Below are 18,493 nucleotides of genomic sequence, written 5' to 3'. Positions count from 1 at the left end.
CGACGGAGTGGACGAGCCATGACACGCGACTTGAACGACACGCTGATCTTTCTTCGCGTGGTGCAGGAAGGCAGCTTCACCGGCGCGGCTTCGGCCTTGCAGATTCCGAAGACGACCGTCAGCCGACGCGTGCGCGAACTCGAGAGCCATCTGGGCGCGCAATTGCTGCACCGGACCACGCGCCGGCTGCGGCTGACCGAGGCGGGCACGGTCTATTTCGAGCATTGCCGCGCGATCGCCGTGCAGCTCGATGCCGCCGAGAACGCGGTGCAGGCGGTGCACGACGGCCCGCGCGGCTGGCTGCGCGTGACCCTGCCCTATTCGTTCGGGGTGGCCTGGATTTCGCCGCTGATCTCGGGATTCCGCGCGCGCCACCCCGATATCCGTCTCGAGATCCTCGCCTCGCACGTGACGCTCGACCTGCTGACCGAGGAAGTCGATCTCGCCCTGCGGCTCGGCGCCCTGCCCGATTCTGGGCTGGTGGCGCGGCGCCTGGGCAGCTTCGCCACCTCGATCTACGCGAGCCCGGCCTACCTGGCCGAGCACGGCGCGCCGGCCGACCCCGAGGAGCTGATCCGGCATCCCGCCCTGACCCTGCACCAGGCGCGCCGCGACAGCGGTTATGCCTGGCCCTTGCGCAAGGCCGGCCGCAAGCCGGCGTACTACGCGCTCGATCCGGTGGTGGTGGCCAGCGACCCGGCCCTGATCCTCGATGCCGTGCGCGAGGGCAAGGGGCTCACACTGGCGATGGACATGAGCATGGCGCCCGAAGTCGAGGCCGGGCGCCTGTGCCGTGTGTTGCCGGGATGGATCGGGCCGCCTCAGGAATTGAATGCGCTGTACCCGAAGGAGCGGGTGCCCGCGCCGAAGGTGCAGGCGTTCGTGCGGTATTTGCGGGAGCGGTTGAAGTTCGTGGAGGAGAAAAGATAGGAGGTGCGGCTGGACCTCAGATCGTCCTCCTGAACATCGACGTCCCCCGCCCTTGCCTAGCACGACGCTTTGGCGCCCGATCACGTAGTCAGGAGCTCGGGCATGCGGAAACGATTCACCGAAGAGCGGATCATTGGTTTCCCGCGCGAGGCGCAGGCCGGCCTGCCTGTCGAAGCGCTCTGCCTCCAGCATGGCTTTTCCGAAGCGAGCGACTAGCCGTGGCGCAGCAAGTTCGTCGGGATTCGAGTTCGGCTTCGTCGAACATGATGAACGGTGCGTTGCCGCCAGGCACGAGCGACGGCCTCTTCAGCGTAGCCGCCGATTCCTTCGACGGATACCGATCTACCGGCGTCGAGCATGTGAACGCCACCCTGGGCACGCTCGCATTGGCGAGCCACGCCCGTACCGACGGCATGCCAGCGTCGGCCGCGCCGCCGTCAGTCATCGAGGTGATAGTCCTGCCAGTGGCCGGATCGGTCGTGCCGAAGCGGTGGCGGTCGACGGCGGGCGCCCGGCGCCCGTCGATGAAGTTAACGGCAGGTCGTGCCGTGTGCCGTCACATCGGCTGCGACGTGATGCGTCAAGTGCCGAGCAGGCTTCACGCCCCGACCGACGCGCGCGGTCCGCCCGCGACCACGGCCGCGAGCCCGAGCGCCGGATAGGCGTGATCGACGGCGGCGAGATCGGCGCGCATCTCGGCCAGCAGCCAGTCGCGCAGTTCAGCCACGATCGGCCGCAGCGGCCGCGCCGGCGACCAGGACAGGCAGCACGTGCGGTCCGTCACCTGCAGCTCGGGCACGGCAGGCACGAGCTGCCGCTGCGCGAGCCAGTGCGTGAGCACGTTGACCCAGCCGAGCGCGATGCCCTGCCCGAGCAGCGCGGCCTGCACCACGATGGCGTAATCGTTGAAGCTGAGCACGTGCGCCGCCGTGCGCTCGTCGTTCGCGAATGCGGCGAAGCGCGTGTGCCAGCCACGCTCCTCGGCGTCCATCACGATCACGGTGTCGCCGTGCTCGTGCCAGGCCTCGCCCCGGGCGAGCTCGGCATAACGCGCGTTGCACACGGGCAGCAGCACCTCGGGCATCACGGCCACGCAGTGCTCGTCGAGCTCGGCGCCATGCTGGAAGCGCATGCCGAGATCGACATCGCCGAGCGGGCCGCCGATGCGCCCCGAAATCAACTGGAAACGCAGGTCCACGCACGGAAACGCCGCGTTGAGCCGCCCCATGCGCGGCATCAGCCAATGGGTGGTGAAGGCGGTGGAAACGGACAGCGTGACGGGCTCGACACCGGTGGCGCGAGCCTCGATCTCGCCGATGGCATCCTCGATGCCGTTCAACCCTTCGGAAATCTTGCGGTAGAGGATGCGCCCGTTCTCGGTCAGCTCGATACCGCCGTGCACGCGCTCGAACAGGCGCACGCCGAGGTGATTCTCCATACGCGAGAGCATGCGGCTCACCGCCGGCTGGCTCACATAAAGCTCCTGCGCCGCGCGCGTGAAGTTTCCGCAGCGCGCGGCGGCCTCGAAAACGAACAGCGCGTTCGCGCTGGGGAGCTTGCGGCGGAGGTTCGGCATGACCTGATGTTATGCCCGATCCAACAATTTGGGAATTGCCGTCAAAAAAACCCGCGCCTATATTTTTCCCATCACGGACCGACAAAGCAGGAGCGATGGATGGACGCGAGAGTGAAAGCAGGCGTATCGGTGAGGTCCGCCGTCAAGCGTTATGGCCAGGTGGCGGCGCTCGACGACGTGTCGCTGGACGTGGCGCCAGGCGAATTCGTCTCGCTGCTCGGGCCGTCCGGTTCCGGCAAGACCACCCTGCTCGGCATCCTCGGCGGCTTCGTGCAGCCCACCAGCGGCAGCGTATGGGTAGGCGACCGTGATATTACATTCGTGCAGCCGCACAAGCGCAACATCGGGATCGTGTTCCAGAACTACGCGCTGTTCCCGCACATGACGGTGGGCGAGAACGTGGCCTTCGCGCTTCGTGCGCGTCGCGAGCCGAAGGCTGGCTGGGCGCGCCGCGTGGCCGACGCGCTGGCGATGGTGGAGCTGGGCGGCTACGAGCACCGCCGCATCGCCTCGCTGTCGGGCGGCCAGCGCCAGCGCGTGGCACTGGCCCGCGCGATGGTGTTCGAGCCGCAGTTGATCCTGATGGACGAACCGCTCTCCGCGCTCGACAAGCAACTGCGGGAAACCATGCAGATCGAGCTGCGCCGCCTGCACCGGCGCCTCGGCGCCACGATCATCTACGTCACCCACGACCAGCGCGAGGCGCTCACGATGAGCGATCGCGTGGCCGTGCTGCGCAACGGCAAGCTCGTACAGATCGACACGCCCGAGCGGCTCTATGACCGCCCCTGCAACGCCTTCGTGGCGAGCTTCATCGGCGAGGCCACGTTGCTGCCGGTGACGCGCGCCGGCGAGGACATGGTGCGGCTGGGCGATTCGGTGCTGCGTGCGAGCGCGCCGCTACCACACGCCGACACGCTACTGCTCGCGGTGCAGACCGAAAAGCTCGTGATCGCCGCCCCCGGCACGCCGTCGACCGCGAACCGCCTCAGCGCGCGCGTGACCGAGGTGCTGTACCAGGGCGAAAGCCTGCGCGTGTTCGCGACCTTGCCCGACGGCACCGCATTGAGCCTGCGCCAGCCCGGCAACCACGAGGCGCGACAGCGCATCCCTGCGCCCGGCGCCATGATCTCCGTGGCACTCGATCCGCGCGACACGATCGTCGTGCCGGCCTGACGGATCGTTCCGCTTTCGAAATATTTTCCATTACGACGTCGCCCACGTCGCGGCGACGCCGGCGCGGCCGCTCGCGCGCGTTGTTCTTCAGCATCGACTGACTTTCGTCTGTTTTTTTACCAGCGTTCGCCTCTTTCGCTCACCTGCCACGCAATCAAGGATACAAGCCATGAAGCTCACCGATTTCAAGGTACTGACGTTCGATGTCGTCGGGACACTGATCAACTTCGAACAGGGCGTGCTCGCCTCGGTGCGGCGCCTGGGCGGCGCGGCCGCGAACGACCTGTCCGACGACCAGATCTTCGAGCCGTATCTGCGTGGCCGCGCCGCGTTTCCGGGCCGATCGAGCCATGCGATGGCGCTCGTCTACTTGTCGCTGGCGAAGGAGCTGGGCCTGCCCGACGACGCGCAATCGGCCGCGGCATTCCAGCGCGACGTGCTCGAATGGCCTGCGTTCGCGGATTCGGTGGCAGCGCTCAAGCGCTTGCGCAGGCACTTCCGGCTCGTTGCGATGACGAATGCCGACCGCGTGGCGCTGTCGGCCTACGCACACACGCTGGGAGACCCGTTCGACGACACGGTGTGCTGCGACGACACCGGCGTGGCCAAGCCCGACCCTCAATTCTTCGCCTACAACCGCGGGCGCCAGGCTGCGTTCGGCTACAAGTTCGGCGAGATCCTGCACACGGCGCAGAGTCAGTACCACGATATCGGCATCGCCACGAAGCTTGGCTATGCGACGTGCTGGATCGAGCGCCGCCGCGACGAGCAGGGCTTCGGCGGCACCCCGGTACCGAGCGAGGTGACCACGCCCACGTTCTGCTTCGCGACGCTCGGCGAACTGGCCGACGCGGTGGACGCCGAACTGGCCGCCATCTGATCATGCTCGAAGCGCCCGCCTCCACCTCCCCGCAGCCGGCCTCGCTGTGGCGCGCGCTGGCCGCCGAATCCGGCGCGCTCGCGAGCGGCGCCGAGCGCGGCGCGGGGCCGCTCGATCGTGAGTTGCGTACCGAGATCGCGATCGTCGGCGCCGGCTACTCCGGCCTGGCCGCCGCCCACGCGCTGCGGCAGCGGGGCGTGGCCTGCGTGGTGCTCGACGCGAACCCGGTCGGCTGGGGCGCGAGCGGACGTAACGGCGGCGTGGTGTCGTCCAAGTTCCGCCTGTCGTTCCCGACCATCGCGAGCCGACACGGCCTCGAAGTCGCGCAGCGCATGCACCGGCTCGCGCACGACGGCGTGCGCGCGGTGGAGGCGCTGGTCGACGAATTCGGCATCGCCGGGGCGTGCCTCGCCCGCACCGGCAGCCTGCGCTGCGCGCACACCGAGCGCGCACTCGCGGCATGCGTGGCCGAGGCCGACTGGGTGCGCACCATGCTCGGCGATGCCTCGATGCGCACGCTATCGCGCGCCGAAGTGGCGGAGGAAACCGGCTCGAACGGCTTCGTGGGCGGCGTGCTCAGCGCCGACGCGGGCACCATCCTGCCGCTCGAATACGTGCTCGGCGTGGCGCGCGGGTTGGCCGCGAGCGGTGTGCCGATCCACACCGGCACGCCCGTCACCGGCTTCGCCCGCCATGCCGACGGCGCGACGCTGCTCACGCCCGGCGGCACGGTGCGCGCGCGGCAGGTGATCATGGCCACCAACGCCTACTCGTCGCTGACGTCAGCCACGGCCGACTTCCAGCGCGAGCTGGTTCCGTTCCGCAGCGCCATGATCGCCACCGACCGGTTGCCGGCCGGGCTCGATGCCACGCTGATGACGCAGCAGCGCAGCTATACCGAAACGCGCCGCATGATGAAGTGGTTCCGCCGCGCCGACGGACGCATGATCTTCGGCGGCCGCGACGCGTTCGGCAAGGAAGGTGGAGGCACCGGCTTCGAGTCGCTGCGCCGCGGGATGGTCGCGCTGTTCCCGCAACTGGCCGAGGTGCGCGTGGCGTATCGATGGTCCGGCTACGTCGGCATGACCTTCAACGCGCTGCCGCACGTGGGCCGGGCCGATGCGTCCACGGTGTTCTGCCTGGGGTACAACGGCGCGGGCGTGGCGATGGCGAGCCTGGTCGGCCGTCACGCCGCGGCGCTCGCGCTCGGCGAGCGGCCCGATCTCGCGCTGCTCGCGCAGGAGGGGCTGCGGCCCGTGCCTTTGCATGCGCTGCGCGCGCCGGGCGTCAGGCTCGTCGCCGCGTGGTACCAGGTTCTCGATGCGCTGGGGATATGATGACGACTGCCCGAACCCTGATTCCGGAATCCGAACTGATGCGATCGAACGAGGCCGGCGCCGCGCGCCACCATCAACGGCGCGAGGATTGCACGATGCTGCTGTTGCTCCTGCCCGCGCTCGCGGTCGTCGTGCTGCTGCTGGTGGTGCCGCTCGCGTGGCTGTCCTGGCAGTCGATCCGCCAGGACGGCGGCTTCACCCTCGCCTTCTATCGCCGCATCTTCAGCGGCCCCTACCTCGACACCTTCGCCCTCACCTTTCGTATGAGCGCGATCGTCACCGCCATCACGCTGCTGCTCGCCTACCCGGTGGCCTATCTGGCCGCTTCGGTCAAGCCGCGCTACGCGGCGCTGATCCTCGGCATGGTGGTGCTGCCGTTCTGGACCAGCGTGCTGGTGCGCACCTACGCGTGGCTCGTGCTGCTGCAGCGCACCGGCGTGGTCAACAAGCTGCTGCTCGCGAGCGGCCTGATCGATCGGCCGATGCAACTCGCCTACAACGAGCTCGGCGTGATCATATCGATGATCCACATCCTGCTGCCGTTCATGGTGTTGCCGCTGTACTCGGCCATGCAGAAGATCCCGCGCGATCTCTCGCAGGCGGCGGCCAGCCTCGGTGCCTCGCCGCTTCACAACTTCGTGCGCGTGTTCCTGCCGCTGTCCATGGCCGGCGTGGTGGCCGGCGTCACGCTGGTGTTCGTCCTGTGCCTGGGCTTCTACATCACGCCCGAGCTGATGGGCGGAGGTCGATCGATCATGGTGTCGATGGTCGTCAACCGCAATGTCGAGATATACAACAGCTGGGGCGCGGCGAGCTCCGTCAGCGTCGTGCTGCTGGCCTGCGTGTTCACGATCTTCTGGGTGGCCAGCCGGGTGATCCCGCTCGACAAGACACTGGGGGCGAAATGAAACCCAATCTGCCGGCTCGTGCGCTGCTCGTCGCGGCGGTGGTGCTGATCCTCGCGTTCCTGATGATCCCCGTGCTGATCGTGGTGCCCATGTCGTTCTCGGACACCCGCTTCATGACCTTCCCGCCGCCCGCGCTGTCGCTGCGCTGGTACGCGGCGTTCTTCGGCAATCCCGAATGGCTCGCCGCGGCGCGCACCACGCTGGTCGCCTCGTTCGGCGCGGTGCTGATCGCCACGCCGCTGGGCGTGGCCGCCGCCTATGCGATCGAGCACGGCTCGCATCCGCTGATCCTCCGTATGCGAGCGGTGCTGCTGCTGCCGCTGATGGTGCCGATCATCATCGTGGCGGTGGGCGTGTTCTTCGTCTATTCGCGGCTCGGCTACGTCAATTCGCTGGGCGGCCTGATCCTGGCCGACGCGATGCTGGGCCTGCCCTACGTGCTGATCTCGGTGGGCGCCGATCTGCGCTCGTTCGATCACGCGCAGGAAATGGCCGCGCGCAGTCTCGGCATGAACCGCTTTCGCAGCTTCATGGTGGTGACGCTGCCGCAGATCCGCTCGAGCGTCATCGCGGGCGCCGTGTTCGTGTTCATCCAGGCGCTCGACGAAACCGTGGTGGCACTGTTCGTGTCGGGCGGCGCGAACCAGACGCTGACCCGCCGCATGTTCGTGACGCTGCGCGACGAGATCGATCCGACCATCGCCGCGATCAGTACCATGCTCACCGCGCTGACGCTCGCGATGGTACTGATGGTGGTGATCACGCGTCGCGGCAACGACGCCGCGGGCCGCCAGGCCGGCCGCGGCAGCGCGCGCGACGAACACGCCGGCGCGGCCACGGCGTGAGCCGCACGCGCCGCGCCCTTCGCGAACTCCCCAACCCGACGGAACCCACCGCATGACCGATGCCCTGCACTTCTATATCGACGGCGTGTGGGTCGCGCCGCACGGCGACGCGCGCCTGCCCGTCGTCGACCCCTGCACCGAAACGCCGTATGCCGAGGTCGCGCTCGGCGACGCACACGACGTCGAGCGTGCCGTGGCCGCCGCGCGGCGCGCGTTCGCGAGCTTCTCGCAGACAGCGCCGCACGAACGCGTCGCGCTGCTGCGCCGCGTGCTCGAGATCTATCTGCGCCGCTACGATGAATTCTCGCTCCTGTTGTCGCACGAACTCGGCGCGCCGCCGGCGCTGGCCGCCGACTGGCAGGCCGGGCTCGGCCAGCGCCATCTCGAGGAACTGCTGCGCACCTGCGAGCGGTTCCGGTGGGAGCGCATGAAGGGCACCACGTTGATCCGCCACGAGCCGCTCGGCGTGGTGGCGCTGATCACGCCGTGGAACTGGCCGATCAACCAGATCGTCTGCAAGGTGGGGCCCGCGATCGCAGCCGGCTGCACGATGGTGCTCAAGCCGAGCGAGGTGTCGCCGCTCGACGCCGCGCTGTTCGCCGAGGTGCTGCACGAGGCGGGCGTGCCGCCGGGCGTGTTCAACCTCGTGCACGGCGACGGCCCCGGCGTGGGCGCCGCGCTGTGCGCGCATCCCGAGGTGGACATGGTGTCGTTCACCGGCTCGACGCGCGCCGGCATCCAGGTCGCCACGCTGGCCGCGCCCGGCGTCAAGCGCGTGCACCAGGAGCTCGGCGGCAAATCCGCGAACCTGCTGCTGGACGACGCCGACTTCGAAACCGCCGTGACCTCAGGCGTGGACAGTTGCTTCAGCAACAGCGGCCAGTCGTGCAACGCGCCCACCCGCATGCTGGTGCCAGCCGCGCGCCACGACGAGGCGGTAGAGATCGCGCGGCGCGCCGCCCACGCGCATCGCGTGGGGCCGCCCGAGATGGACGGCAGCACCATGGGACCGGTCATCAACGCCACGCAGTACGAACGAATCCAGTGCCTGATCGAAACCGGCATCGCCGACGGCGCGCAGCTGGTGGCGGGTGGCCCGGGCCGGCCCGGCGATCTGAGGCGCGGCTATTTCGTGCGGCCCACCGTATTCGCGAACGTACGCCCTGACATGACAATCGCGCGCGAGGAGATCTTCGGGCCGGTGCTGGCGATCTTGCCCTATCGCGACGAAGAGGAGGCGATCGCGATCGCCAACGACAGCCCCTACGGCCTGGCCGCCTACGTGCAGTCCGGCGACCTCGAGCGCGCGCGCCGCCTGGCCTTGCGGCTGCGCGCGGGCAGCGTGTACCTGAACTATCCTGCCTGGGACGCGGGCGCGCCGTTCGGCGGCTACAAGCAGTCGGGCAACGGCCGCGAATATGCGGAATGGGGCCTCGAGGCATTTCTCGAGGTGAAGGGCGTGGTCGGCCACGGCGGTTGAGCACGCGGCGGCGGCGAACGCGTCGCGCCCGCTGCCCGCGCATCCCGCCGGCGTTCGGTCAGCCTCGCCTGGACTTCGCCAGCAACATGTCGGCGATGCGCTCGGCGACCATGATGGTCGGCACGTTGGTGTTCGCGCAAGGGATCGACGGCATGAGCGAGGCATCACACACGGTGAGCGCGTCCACGCCATGCACCGCGCCGTCGGCGCCGGTCACGGCCATCGCGTCGTCGGCCGCGCCCATCCGGCAGGTGCCCGACGGATGCCAGGTGCCCCCCACCGAACGTGTGACGAACTCGGTAAGCGCGGCATCGTCGGCCAGCAGCGTAGCCAGCGACACGCCCTGCGTGACCACCCGCTCGATCAGCGCGCCGCGCAACGGCCCCGCCGCGTCGAGCAGCCCGCTTAGCGCGCCTCGCCGCCACGCGTTCCATCTGCCTGGCAATGCCACGGCCGCCACTCGCGGCGAATAGCTCGACGGGAAGCGGGGCCCCAGCCGCGCGGCCAGCCCCGGCTCGGCCAGCGTGCACGCGCCGAAGCGCAACGCGCCCTTGAGCCGTTCGAGATCGCGTGCGTCCGACAGCATCGAGAACGCCACGTTCGGCTCGTGGCCCGAATCGGTCGAGGCCAGTGTGACCCGTCCGCGCGAATACGATTTGTTGACCCAGAAGAACATCGTGCCGAGCCGGTACCCGATCGAGTGCCAACCCGAGCGCGACAGGATCGCGCCGTGCATGTCGCCGGGCGGCGTGCCGGGCAGCCCCGAAGAATAACGAACGATAGCCTGCTCGTGATGCTCGTCCGGAAACGGCGTGCGCATCTCGCGCGGCAGGAACGCCGACACCGCGATAGACGGATGCTCCATGAGATTGCGACCCACGCCATCGCGTGCGGCCACCACGGAGATGCCGTGCTCGCGCAGCACGTCGGCCGGCCCCACCCCGCTGCGCATCAGCAGCGTCGGGCTGTGGATCGCGCCGGCGCTGACGATCACCCGCCGTGCCGACAACACGGCACGGCTGCCGTCGGCGCGCAGCATCTCCGCGCCCACCGCGCGGCGGCCCTCGAAGCGCACACGCTCGACCTGCGTGTCGGTCAGTATCGCGAGGTTCGAGCGCGCGCGCACGGCGTCGTCGAGATAGCAGACCGAGGTGGGAATGCGCTCCCCCTGATCGCTGACCGCGATCGCGCCGATGAAGGCGCCGTCTTCCCACGCCCCGTTCTGATCCAGGCGCAGTGGATGGCCCTGGCGGCCGAGCGCGTCGAGCACGACGCGCACGAATGGCGAGAGTCGCTCGGGCGGCGCGCGACGCACGCGCAGCGGGCCGCTCGCGCCATGCAGCGGGCCCGCGAAATCGACGTCGCGCTCGAGCTTCAGGAAATATGGCAGGCAGGCGGCCCAGTTCCAGCCGGTCGCGCCGAGCGCCTCCCATTCGTCGTAATCGGCCGGGGCGCCGCGATTCGCCATCAGCGCATTGATCGCGGAGCCGCCGCCGAGCACGCGCGCCTGCTCGTAGCGGCGAGGCGCGGCCAGCTCGCTCATGCGCGCCTGCAGGCGTGCCCAGAGATTGCGCGCGTCGAGGTAGGCGCGGCCCGGATAGCGGCTGCGCATCTCGGGCGGCAAGCTTGCAGCCTCGACGTTGCGGCCGGCCTCGACAAGGCAGACCGAGGCGGTGGCGTCCTCGGACAACCGGGCGGCCAGCACGCAGCCGGCCGAACCACCACCCAGGATCAGATAGTCATACACGATGAAGGACGGGTAAGAGACGCCGCGCGGCACCACCGGAAGATCGGGGAACCCTGAAAGACACGGTACGGCGCATATCGAGCGCGCGCCGCACCGGCCCTCTTCACTGCTGCATGAACTTGAGCCAGCGTGCCTTCGCGTCGATGCCGGCCGGCGAGGCCCACCACGTCTCCGACATCAGCGCCTGCTTGGCCGCGTTCGCCGGCGAGCTCGGCAATTCCGCCGCGCGCTGTGCCGAGATCTTGTTGCCGGCGTAGGCGGCGGGGTTGCCCGGGCCGTAATCGATGTACTTTGGCAGGTTGGCCTGCAGGTCCGGCGACACGGCCGCGTCCACGAAGCGCACCGCGTTGGCGAGATTCGGCGCGTTCTTCAGGATGCACAGCTGGGTGTTCTGCAGGATGCCGTCCTCGTAGGTGAACACGATGTCGGGATTGTCCTTGGCCACCGCGCTCGCGCGACCGTTCCAGATCATCTCCATGTCCACCTCGCCGTCGTGCAGCAACTGCGCCGACTGGCCGCCCGAGGTCCACCACACGGCGATGTCGGGCTTGATCTGCGCGAGCTTGCGAAACGCACGGTCCACGTCGAGCGGGTATAGCTTGTCGCGCGGCACGCCGTCGGCCAGTAGCGCGGCCTCGAGCGTCGTCTGCGGATCGTTGCGCAGCGCGCGCGTGCCGGGGAAACCCTTCACGTTCCAGAAGTCGGCCCAACTGTGCGGCACTTTCTTGACGGTCTTCCTGTTGTAGCCGATCACGCTCGAATAGAACTCGTACGGCACCGAATACGGCGTGCGGTATTTCTCGGGGATCGAGGCCGCATTGGGCATCTTCGAATAGTCGAGCTTCTCGATCAGGCCATCGTGGCCGCCGCGCAGGCAGTTCGAGGTGGGCGTGTCCACCACGTCCCAGATCGGCTTGCCGGTGGCGCCCTGCGCCTTGATCTGTGGCCAGGCGTCGGGGATGCTGTCCTGGTTGATCGTGATGCCGAGCTGCTTGGCGGCCGGATCGAGAATGGCCTTGGTTTGCGCCTCCTGATAGGCGCCGCCCTGCGAAACGAAGGTGATCTGGCCGGCAGCGAATGCCGGCGCGGCGTTCGCGCTGGCGATCGCGAGTGTTATGGCAGCCTGACACAAACGGTTGATTCTCATCGTGAATCTTCCTCGACACGTTGGAAGTGGAAACGTCGTCCGGCGCGGGGCTTCAATGGCGCGCCGCATCGGGCATTCGATCATCGGGGCGATTCGAATATAGAGAGCCAATTTACGGCGGACAACGCCGAAATTGTTGTGGCCGTCATGACCTGATGTAATGCCCCCCCGAGCCGATGGGGCGGCGTGCAGGCGGGGAACGCGCGGTCACGATGGCATGGACGCCGGGACTTACGCTGGATTATGCGCGGGCGTTGAGCATGCTCGCAGATCCTCGTCCATTCGCGTGGTGGAAGGTTGCGCGAGGTGCGCTGTCCGTGATGACACAGCGCCGGAAGGCGTGGCGAAAACAAGATTCGCTGACTACCGGCGCGCGCAACTGACGCCGGGCTTGGGTCCTTGCAGTCGATCGCCACGGGAACGCGGAGTTGCTCGCGCGCCACCCCTAGGCTTCGCTCCCGTCTCGCAGCGGCAAGTCGAAAACGATGCCGGCATGGAATAAATCCGTCCGTTGCGCTGTTCTGGACACGAAACGGTATCGATCGCAATGTCACCCAGGAGAAACAACGTGCTACCCAATCTTCTCGCCTCGTTCGACGAACTCGGCCAGGCCTTCGCGAATATCGCGAGAAACAGCATCGGCAAGAACCGGGTTTGGGCCATTGCCGAGCTGGGCAACCGCAGCTCCGGCAACAAGCGCTTCTGGGTGACCATCTCGACACAAAACACCTTGCAGGTCATCGGCAACGAGCTGAAGAGCAGTCTCGACGAGGCCAACGCCCGCAGCAAGCCGATCGGCCCCATGACCAAGCTCGAGGCCAGCAATTTCAACGCCGTGAGGCGCACCATTAACGAAAAGATTGCCGACTATGTCGGGCGGCAAGGGATGGGCGGGGACGATGACGGTGGCGTGGGCCATGCCGAGGAACGCGTCATCATGGGCTGGGACGAGATGATCAAGCAGTACGGCACGCACTTCAACCGCGAGGAGCCCGACGAAGTCCGGCTTTATCTGTCCGACAGCCCCTGCACCATCCACGATGGCCCCAAGGCCAGCGACAACCTGCCGGGCAAGCCGAAGTCGTGCTACGCCAAACTCGAACTGCTGGTCACCCAGAAGCCCGAGATCAAGAGTTGGACCATTTACTACCGGAAGAAGTGGGGCATGCTGGAGCAGAAGAAAGCCGCGAAGAATCAGACCCCGGCAGCCTGGGGCGAGGTCCAGCAACGCCAGGCCATGGTCAACGACAACCCCAGATACCAGTTGTTCACCGAGGAACTTGAAAAGCTGGCCAACGACGCGAATCTGAAGCGCGGCGGCTGATCGACGCCTGAGAAGGGAACGGCCTCGCGAACAGGGCGCCCCTCGTCACATCCCGTCCACCGGCCCGAACGTCACGCAGCCGAATGCGAAGCGTCCCGGCTTCCCACCAGCGCGCCGGCACACGGTCGGAAGCGATGGCCATACCGAACTCGGTGACCTGATGCGGACCACACGGGGCGGCGCGTTCGACGTGCTCTTGTCGCGCTTCGAGAAGGCCGCCGCCGAAGGCGAATTTCCGGGATCACCGGATGTCGTGAAGTTCGCGAGGTTCCTCCAGACAGTCCAGAGTGCATGACGATCCGAGCGCGGGATGGCGCCGAAAGAGCAGAACTCCAAGCCATCGCCGAGATGGCGATGGCGATGGCGGGTTGGGATCGGATCGTTCGCAACTGACCTGCCGGGCAGCGCTCGGCCGGCACCGCTTGACGGTCTTATCCAGGGGAACCCGGAGCCCGCCGGCTTAAGGAGTTCCCCTACTCCCCGCCGTTGCCGCTCCCCTGCTATGCTCCGGCAACATCAATGTAAGCGCTAACACGTCCACGCCTTCATTCATTTCCGCACCGATTTGATATGTCGAATCCTCAAACGTCCCAAAATGTAAGCGCTAACATTGCGCCGACGAATCGGCAGATACCGGCCTCGATCCTTGTCGTCGGCAGCGCGAACATGGATCTCGCGGTGCAGGCGAAGCGTCTTCCCGCACGCGGGGAGACCTTGCTGGGCGGGGATCTGGCGACTTTCGGCGGTGGCAAGGGCGCCAACCAGGCCGTGGCCGCGGCGCGCCTGGGTGCGTCGGTGGCGATGCTCGGCTGCCTCGGCGCCGACGATTTCGGCGTGCAGCTTCGGGACGGTCTGCAGGCGGAAGGCATCGACACCGCCCATTTGCACACGGTTGCCGGCGTCGCAAGCGGCACCGCGGTCATCACGGTGGCCGAGGACGGCGCGAACACGATCGTGGTGTCCCCGGGCGCCAACGCCCGCCTCGCCCCCGATCACGTCGAGGCGGCACGGGACGCCATCGACGCCGCCGGCCTGCTGATCTGCCAGCTCGAGGTGCCGCTCGATACGGTCCTGCGCGCCGTGGCGCTCGCCGCGCGAGCCGGCACGCCGGTGCTGCTGAACCCCGCGCCGGCGCAGCCGCTTCCGGATGCGCTCTACCGGCAGGTCGACTTCCTGATCCTCAACGAGACCGAAGCCCAACTGCTGACCGGCCTGCCCGTCGATGGCCCTGCCGCCGCCCGCGAGGCCGCGGCATGCCTGCTCGCCAAAGGGGTGAAGACGGTGATCGTCACGCTCGGCGCACAGGGCGCCTGGTATGCGCGCGGCGACGAGGCCAGCCATCTGCCCGCGCCACGCGTCGAGGCGATCGACACCACGGCCGCCGGCGACACCTTCGTAGGCGGTTTCGCCGCCGAGCACGTGCGCGGCGCGAGCCTGCGCGATGCGATCGAATTCGGCCAGCAGGCCGCCGCGCTCAGCGTCACGCGCCAGGGCGCGCAGGCATCCATTCCGACGCAGGCCGAGGTCCGGGCGCGAACCGCGCCCGCCCTCGTCGCCCGGTAGCCCCGACTGCACGCGACCAGCGCCGCAGCCCAACAAGAAAACGCATGGAGACGACAGCATGAAGCCAAGCCTCACGCCCGAGCAGGCCCCACCCCGCGTGCGCCGCGCCCAGATCGTGGCCCTCACGCTGCTGATGGTGAGCGGCATCGTCAACTACCTGGACCGGGGCACACTGGCGGTGGCCAATCCGCTGATCCGCAAGGACCTCGGCCTCTCGCTCGGCGAAATGGGGCTGCTGCTGTCGGCGTTCTCGTGGAGCTACGCCCTGTTCCAGTTGCCGGTCGGCGGTCTCGTCGATCGCATCGGGCCGCGCCGGCTGCTCGGCATCGGCCTGATCGTCTGGTCGCTCGCGCAGGCGGCGGGCGGCCTGGTCTCGACCTTCGGCTGGTTCATCGTCGCGCGCATCGTGCTGGGCATCGGCGAGTCGCCGCAGTTTCCGTCCGCCGCGCGCGTGGTGAGCAACTGGTTTCCGCTGCGCTCGCGCGGCAAGCCCACCGGGATCTTCAATTCCGCCTCGCCGCTGGGCACCGCGCTCGCCCCGCTCTGCCTGTCGATCCTGGTCGCCGAGTTCCACTGGCGCTGGGCCTTCATCGCCACCGGCGCGCTCGGCCTGGTCGTCGCGGTGATCTGGCTTGCCGTCTATCGCGACCCGAACCCGTCGGTGCTGACGGCCGAGGAAGCCCGTTATCTGCAGGGCGACGCGGCAAAGACGCAGGCCGCCGAACACCTGAGCTTCGCCGACTGGCGTGCCCTGTTCTCGAACCTGACCACCTGGGGCATGCTGATCGGCTTCTTCGGCTCGGTCTACCTGAACTGGGTCTACCTGACCTGGCTGCCCGGTTATCTGACCATGCAGCGCCACATGACGCTGATCCATACCGGCATGGCCGCCTCGCTGCCCTTCTTCTGCGGCTTTCTCGGCGCACTGTGCGCTGGCTGGTTCTCCGACCTCATCACGAAGCGCAGCACCTCGCCGGTGGCGAGCCGGCGCAACGCGGTGGTGATCGCGATGCTCGGCATGGTGGCATTCACGGTGCCGGCTGCGCTGGTGGAAAGCAATACGGTCGCCATCGTCTGCATCTCGGTGGTGATCTTCCTGGCCAATGCGGCCTCGGCCTGCTCCTGGGCGCTCGCGACGGCCGCGGCGCCGCCCAATCGCGTCGGCTCGCTCGGCGCGATCCAGAATTTCGGCGGTTTTCTCGGCGGCGCCCTGGCACCCATCCTCACCGGCTACATCGCGCAGGCCTGGTCCTTCGTGCCGGCTTTGCTGACCGCCGCCGCGATCGCCTTCGTCGGCGCGATGAGCTACCTGTTCCTGGTGCGCAAGCCGATCGAGGGCGAAGCGCAACCCGGCAGCACGGCCCGTGCGCCGGCTTGAGCTGCGCCCTATTCACTCCTCACACGGCAGGACACCGACATGACATCCCCCCTCTTCGCGACACGCGCGTCGCAATCCATCGAAGGCATCGTTCCGGTCATGCTGACGCCGTTCGACCAGGACGGCGCGATCGACTATGCCGGGCTCGAACGGCTGATCGAGTGGTATCTCGCGCACGGCAGCGACGCGCTGTTCGCGGTCGCCCAGTCCAGCGAAATGCAGTTCCTGAGCCTGGCCGAGCGTGCCGCGCTGGGCCGCTTCGTGGTCGAGCGCGTGGCGGGCCGCGTGCCGGTGGTGGTGTCAGGCCACATCAGCGACGACCCCGATGCACAGGCCGAGGAGTTGAACGCTGCGGCCGCAACGGGCGCGGACGGCATCGTGCTGGTGACGAATCGGCTCGATCCGCGCCGTGAAGGCACCGAGGCGTTCGCGGCGAACCTGCGCCGGCTGATCAAGCGCCTGCCGTCGGACATTGCCTTGGGCCTGTACGAATGCCCGGCGCCCTACCGGCGCCTGCTGTCCGACGACGAGCTCAAGCTGTGCATCGATACGGGCCGCTTCGTGATGCTCAAGGACGTCAGCTGCGATCTCGACACGGTCAAGCGCCGCGTCGCGCTGGCCCAGGGCTCGCCGATGACGGTCCTCAACGCGAACGCCGCGATCGCCTGGGATGCGATGAAGGCCGGCTCGGGCGGATTCAACGGCGTGTTCACGAACTTCCATCCCGACCTGTACCACTGGCTGCGCAATCGTGCCGACGAGAACCCCGCGCTGGCGCAGGAACTTTCGACCTTCCTGGTGCTGTCAGCGGTGTCCGAAGCGCTCGGCTACCCGGCTCTCGCGAAGATCTATCACCAGCGCATCGGCACCTTCCAGTCGATCCGCTGCCGCGTGATCGACTACGACGTACGCGAACGCTTCTGGGCGCTCGATGCCGTGCTCGACAAGATCGTCGAGGGCACCGAGCATTTCCGCGCGCGCATCGCCGCCGCGGCCTGACCAGGCGCTGCCCGGCCCGCAGCGGGTAAGATGGCGAACCGCCTGCACGAAACCGACTGTCGATGCCCCGTTCCTCCGATTACGCCTCCACCCCGGCCCCTGAAGACGGAGAACCGTCGCCGGTACAGCGCTCGAGCGGCGCGCGCGCGCGCCGCGGCAGCGGGCGCGCGGTGCTGTCCGACGTGGCGAAGCGCGCCGGAGTGTCCACCGCCACGGTCTCGCGCGTCTACAACGAACCCGGCAAGGTATCGGAGCAGGTGCGCGCGCGCGTCGAGCAGGCCGCGCTGGAACTGAACTGGTTCCCCAATGCGGCCGGGCGGGCGCTGGCCTCCACCCGCAGCCATATCGCCGGCATCGTCATTCCCACGCTCGACGACCAGGTGTTCGCCTCGCAGGTCAGCGGCATGCAGGCCAGCTTCGCCGCGCGCGGCATCACCTTGTTTCTCGGCTGCTCGAACTACGACCCGAACGAGGCGCTGTCGCAGGTCCATGCCATGCTCGCGCGCGGCGTGGAAGCGATCGCGGTGGTGGGCGAGGCGCATCCACCGGCGCTGTTCGATGCGCTGCGCGTCTGGCGGGTACCCTATGTGGTGCTGTACGCCTGGCGCGAGGGCAGCCCGCACGACTGCATCGGCTTCGACAACCATGCCGCCTATCGCGAGATCACCGAGCACCTGATCGGGCTCGGCCATCGCGCTTTCGCGGTCTGCCTCCAGTCGACCCACGGCAACGACCGCGTTCAGGCCCGGCTGGCTGGCATCAGCGCGGCGCTTGCGCGTCACGGCCTGGCGGTGCGCCCCGAGCATCTGCTCGAGGGAGAAGCCACGCTCGATTTCGGCCGGCGCGCCCTGCGCTCGATCTGGCAGCAAGCGGGATCGCGGCCGAGCGCGATCATCTGCGGCAACGACCATATCGCGCTGGGCGTGCTGCGGGAAGCGGAAGCGCTGGGGATCGCCGTGCCCGGGCAGTTGTCCGTGACCGGCTTCGACGATTTGGCGATCGCGAGCGAGGCGCGGCCGCCGCTGACCACCATGCACGTGGATACGCGCGAGATCGGCGTGGTTGCGGCGCGGCATCTGCTGGATGCGCTGGATGGCAAGCCGCGGCGGCACGGGCATGCGGTGCCGGCGGTCTTGAGGGTGCGCGAGTCGACGGGGCCTTGCCGCGACAGCTAGTGCGAGGTCGGCGCCTGCCTACGCCAGC

The 18,493-nt window shown here is 68.3% G+C and carries 15 protein-coding genes and 2 pseudogenes; 13 read left to right on the top strand and 4 right to left on the bottom strand.

The genetic code is table 11. The features are described 5' to 3' along the window. Positions 1–18 precede the first annotated feature (18 nt). The gene (locus FB600_RS29420) at positions 19–930 is read left to right on the top strand and encodes a LysR family transcriptional regulator (protein WP_098151861.1); all 912 of its coding nucleotides are present in this window, start codon (positions 19–21) and stop codon (positions 928–930) included. Positions 931–1,162: 232 nt separating this feature from the next. Here FB600_RS29420 and FB600_RS38220 read toward each other — a convergent pair. Further along, a pseudogene (locus FB600_RS38220) lies at positions 1,163–1,345 on the bottom strand (aldehyde dehydrogenase family protein); the annotation flags it as partial. Positions 1,346–1,528: 183 nt separating this feature from the next. Then, positions 1,529–2,506, bottom strand: coding sequence for a LysR family transcriptional regulator (locus tag FB600_RS29410; RefSeq protein ID WP_017918613.1), 978 nt, complete (start codon positions 2,504–2,506; stop codon positions 1,529–1,531). A gap of 99 nt (positions 2,507–2,605) precedes the next feature. Here FB600_RS29410 and FB600_RS29405 point away from each other — a divergent pair, with 99 nt between their 5' ends. The 6 genes from FB600_RS29405 to FB600_RS29380 all read left to right on the top strand — a co-directional run bounded on the left by FB600_RS29405 (position 2,606) and on the right by FB600_RS29380 (position 9,132). Next, complete coding sequence (locus FB600_RS29405; protein ID WP_047838569.1) at positions 2,606–3,682, top strand: ABC transporter ATP-binding protein; 1,077 nt, start codon at positions 2,606–2,608, stop codon at positions 3,680–3,682. 169 nt (positions 3,683–3,851) lie between these two features. After that, positions 3,852–4,562: an HAD-IA family hydrolase gene (locus tag FB600_RS29400; protein WP_098151860.1), complete on the top strand. Its 711-nt coding sequence runs from the start codon at positions 3,852–3,854 to the stop codon at positions 4,560–4,562. Between the two features lie 2 nt (positions 4,563–4,564). Then, positions 4,565–5,899 carry an NAD(P)/FAD-dependent oxidoreductase gene (locus FB600_RS29395; protein ID WP_096752789.1) on the top strand — a complete coding sequence of 445 codons (1,335 nt, stop codon included), beginning with the start codon at positions 4,565–4,567 and terminating at the stop codon, positions 5,897–5,899. 38 nt (positions 5,900–5,937) lie between these two features. Beyond that, positions 5,938–6,807 (top strand): ABC transporter permease, encoded by an 870-nt coding sequence (locus tag FB600_RS29390; protein WP_409995261.1) that lies wholly within the window; start codon positions 5,938–5,940, stop codon positions 6,805–6,807. Further along, positions 6,804–7,652 (top strand): ABC transporter permease, encoded by an 849-nt coding sequence (locus tag FB600_RS29385; protein ID WP_098182700.1) that lies wholly within the window; start codon positions 6,804–6,806, stop codon positions 7,650–7,652. Before FB600_RS29390 ends, FB600_RS29385 begins: the two co-directional genes overlap by 4 nt. 52 nt (positions 7,653–7,704) lie before the next feature. Beyond that, complete coding sequence (locus tag FB600_RS29380) at positions 7,705–9,132, top strand: aldehyde dehydrogenase family protein (protein ID WP_145758027.1); 1,428 nt, start codon at positions 7,705–7,707, stop codon at positions 9,130–9,132. 58 nt (positions 9,133–9,190) lie between these two features. Here FB600_RS29380 and FB600_RS29375 read toward each other — a convergent pair whose 3' ends face one another. After that, entirely contained in the window at positions 9,191–10,879 is a 1,689-nt protein-coding gene (locus tag FB600_RS29375) for a GMC family oxidoreductase (protein ID WP_145758041.1), read from the bottom strand. A gap of 103 nt (positions 10,880–10,982) precedes the next feature. Beyond that, positions 10,983–12,026 (bottom strand): ABC transporter substrate-binding protein, encoded by a 1,044-nt coding sequence (locus FB600_RS29370; protein WP_036035644.1) that lies wholly within the window; start codon positions 12,024–12,026, stop codon positions 10,983–10,985. 197 nt (positions 12,027–12,223) lie between these two features. On the opposite strand from FB600_RS29370, the pseudogene FB600_RS37875 reads away from it, so the two are divergent. The 6 genes and pseudogenes from FB600_RS37875 to FB600_RS29335 all read left to right on the top strand — a co-directional run. Continuing rightward, positions 12,224–12,409 (top strand): annotated as a pseudogene (locus FB600_RS37875) (hypothetical protein); the annotation flags it as partial. 185 nt (positions 12,410–12,594) lie between these two features. After that, complete coding sequence (locus tag FB600_RS29360; protein WP_044274877.1) at positions 12,595–13,350, top strand: hypothetical protein; 756 nt, start codon at positions 12,595–12,597, stop codon at positions 13,348–13,350. Between the two features lie 642 nt (positions 13,351–13,992). Beyond that, positions 13,993–14,913 (top strand): ribokinase, encoded by a 921-nt coding sequence (gene rbsK, locus FB600_RS29350; protein ID WP_098153174.1) that lies wholly within the window; start codon positions 13,993–13,995, stop codon positions 14,911–14,913. Positions 14,914–14,971: 58 nt separating this feature from the next. Then, positions 14,972–16,291, top strand: a complete 1,320-nt coding sequence (locus FB600_RS29345; RefSeq protein WP_096752784.1) for an MFS transporter — start codon at positions 14,972–14,974, stop codon at positions 16,289–16,291. A 39-nt stretch (positions 16,292–16,330) separates the two neighbouring features. Beyond that, positions 16,331–17,290 carry a dihydrodipicolinate synthase family protein gene (locus FB600_RS29340; protein WP_096752783.1) on the top strand — a complete coding sequence of 320 codons (960 nt, stop codon included), beginning with the start codon at positions 16,331–16,333 and terminating at the stop codon, positions 17,288–17,290. Between the two features lie 62 nt (positions 17,291–17,352). Continuing rightward, a complete protein-coding gene (locus FB600_RS29335) occupies positions 17,353–18,465 on the top strand; it encodes a LacI family DNA-binding transcriptional regulator (RefSeq protein WP_017918605.1) in 1,113 nt (370 codons plus the stop codon). The last annotated feature ends 28 nt before the right edge of the window (positions 18,466–18,493 follow it).

Source organism: Burkholderia sp. SJZ089 (assembly GCF_007828315.1).
GTDB classification, from domain to species: Bacteria; Pseudomonadota; Gammaproteobacteria; order Burkholderiales; family Burkholderiaceae; genus Burkholderia; species Burkholderia gladioli.
The sequence above is the reverse complement of the archived record's forward strand: the minus strand, read 5'-3'. Positions and strand labels throughout refer to the sequence as shown.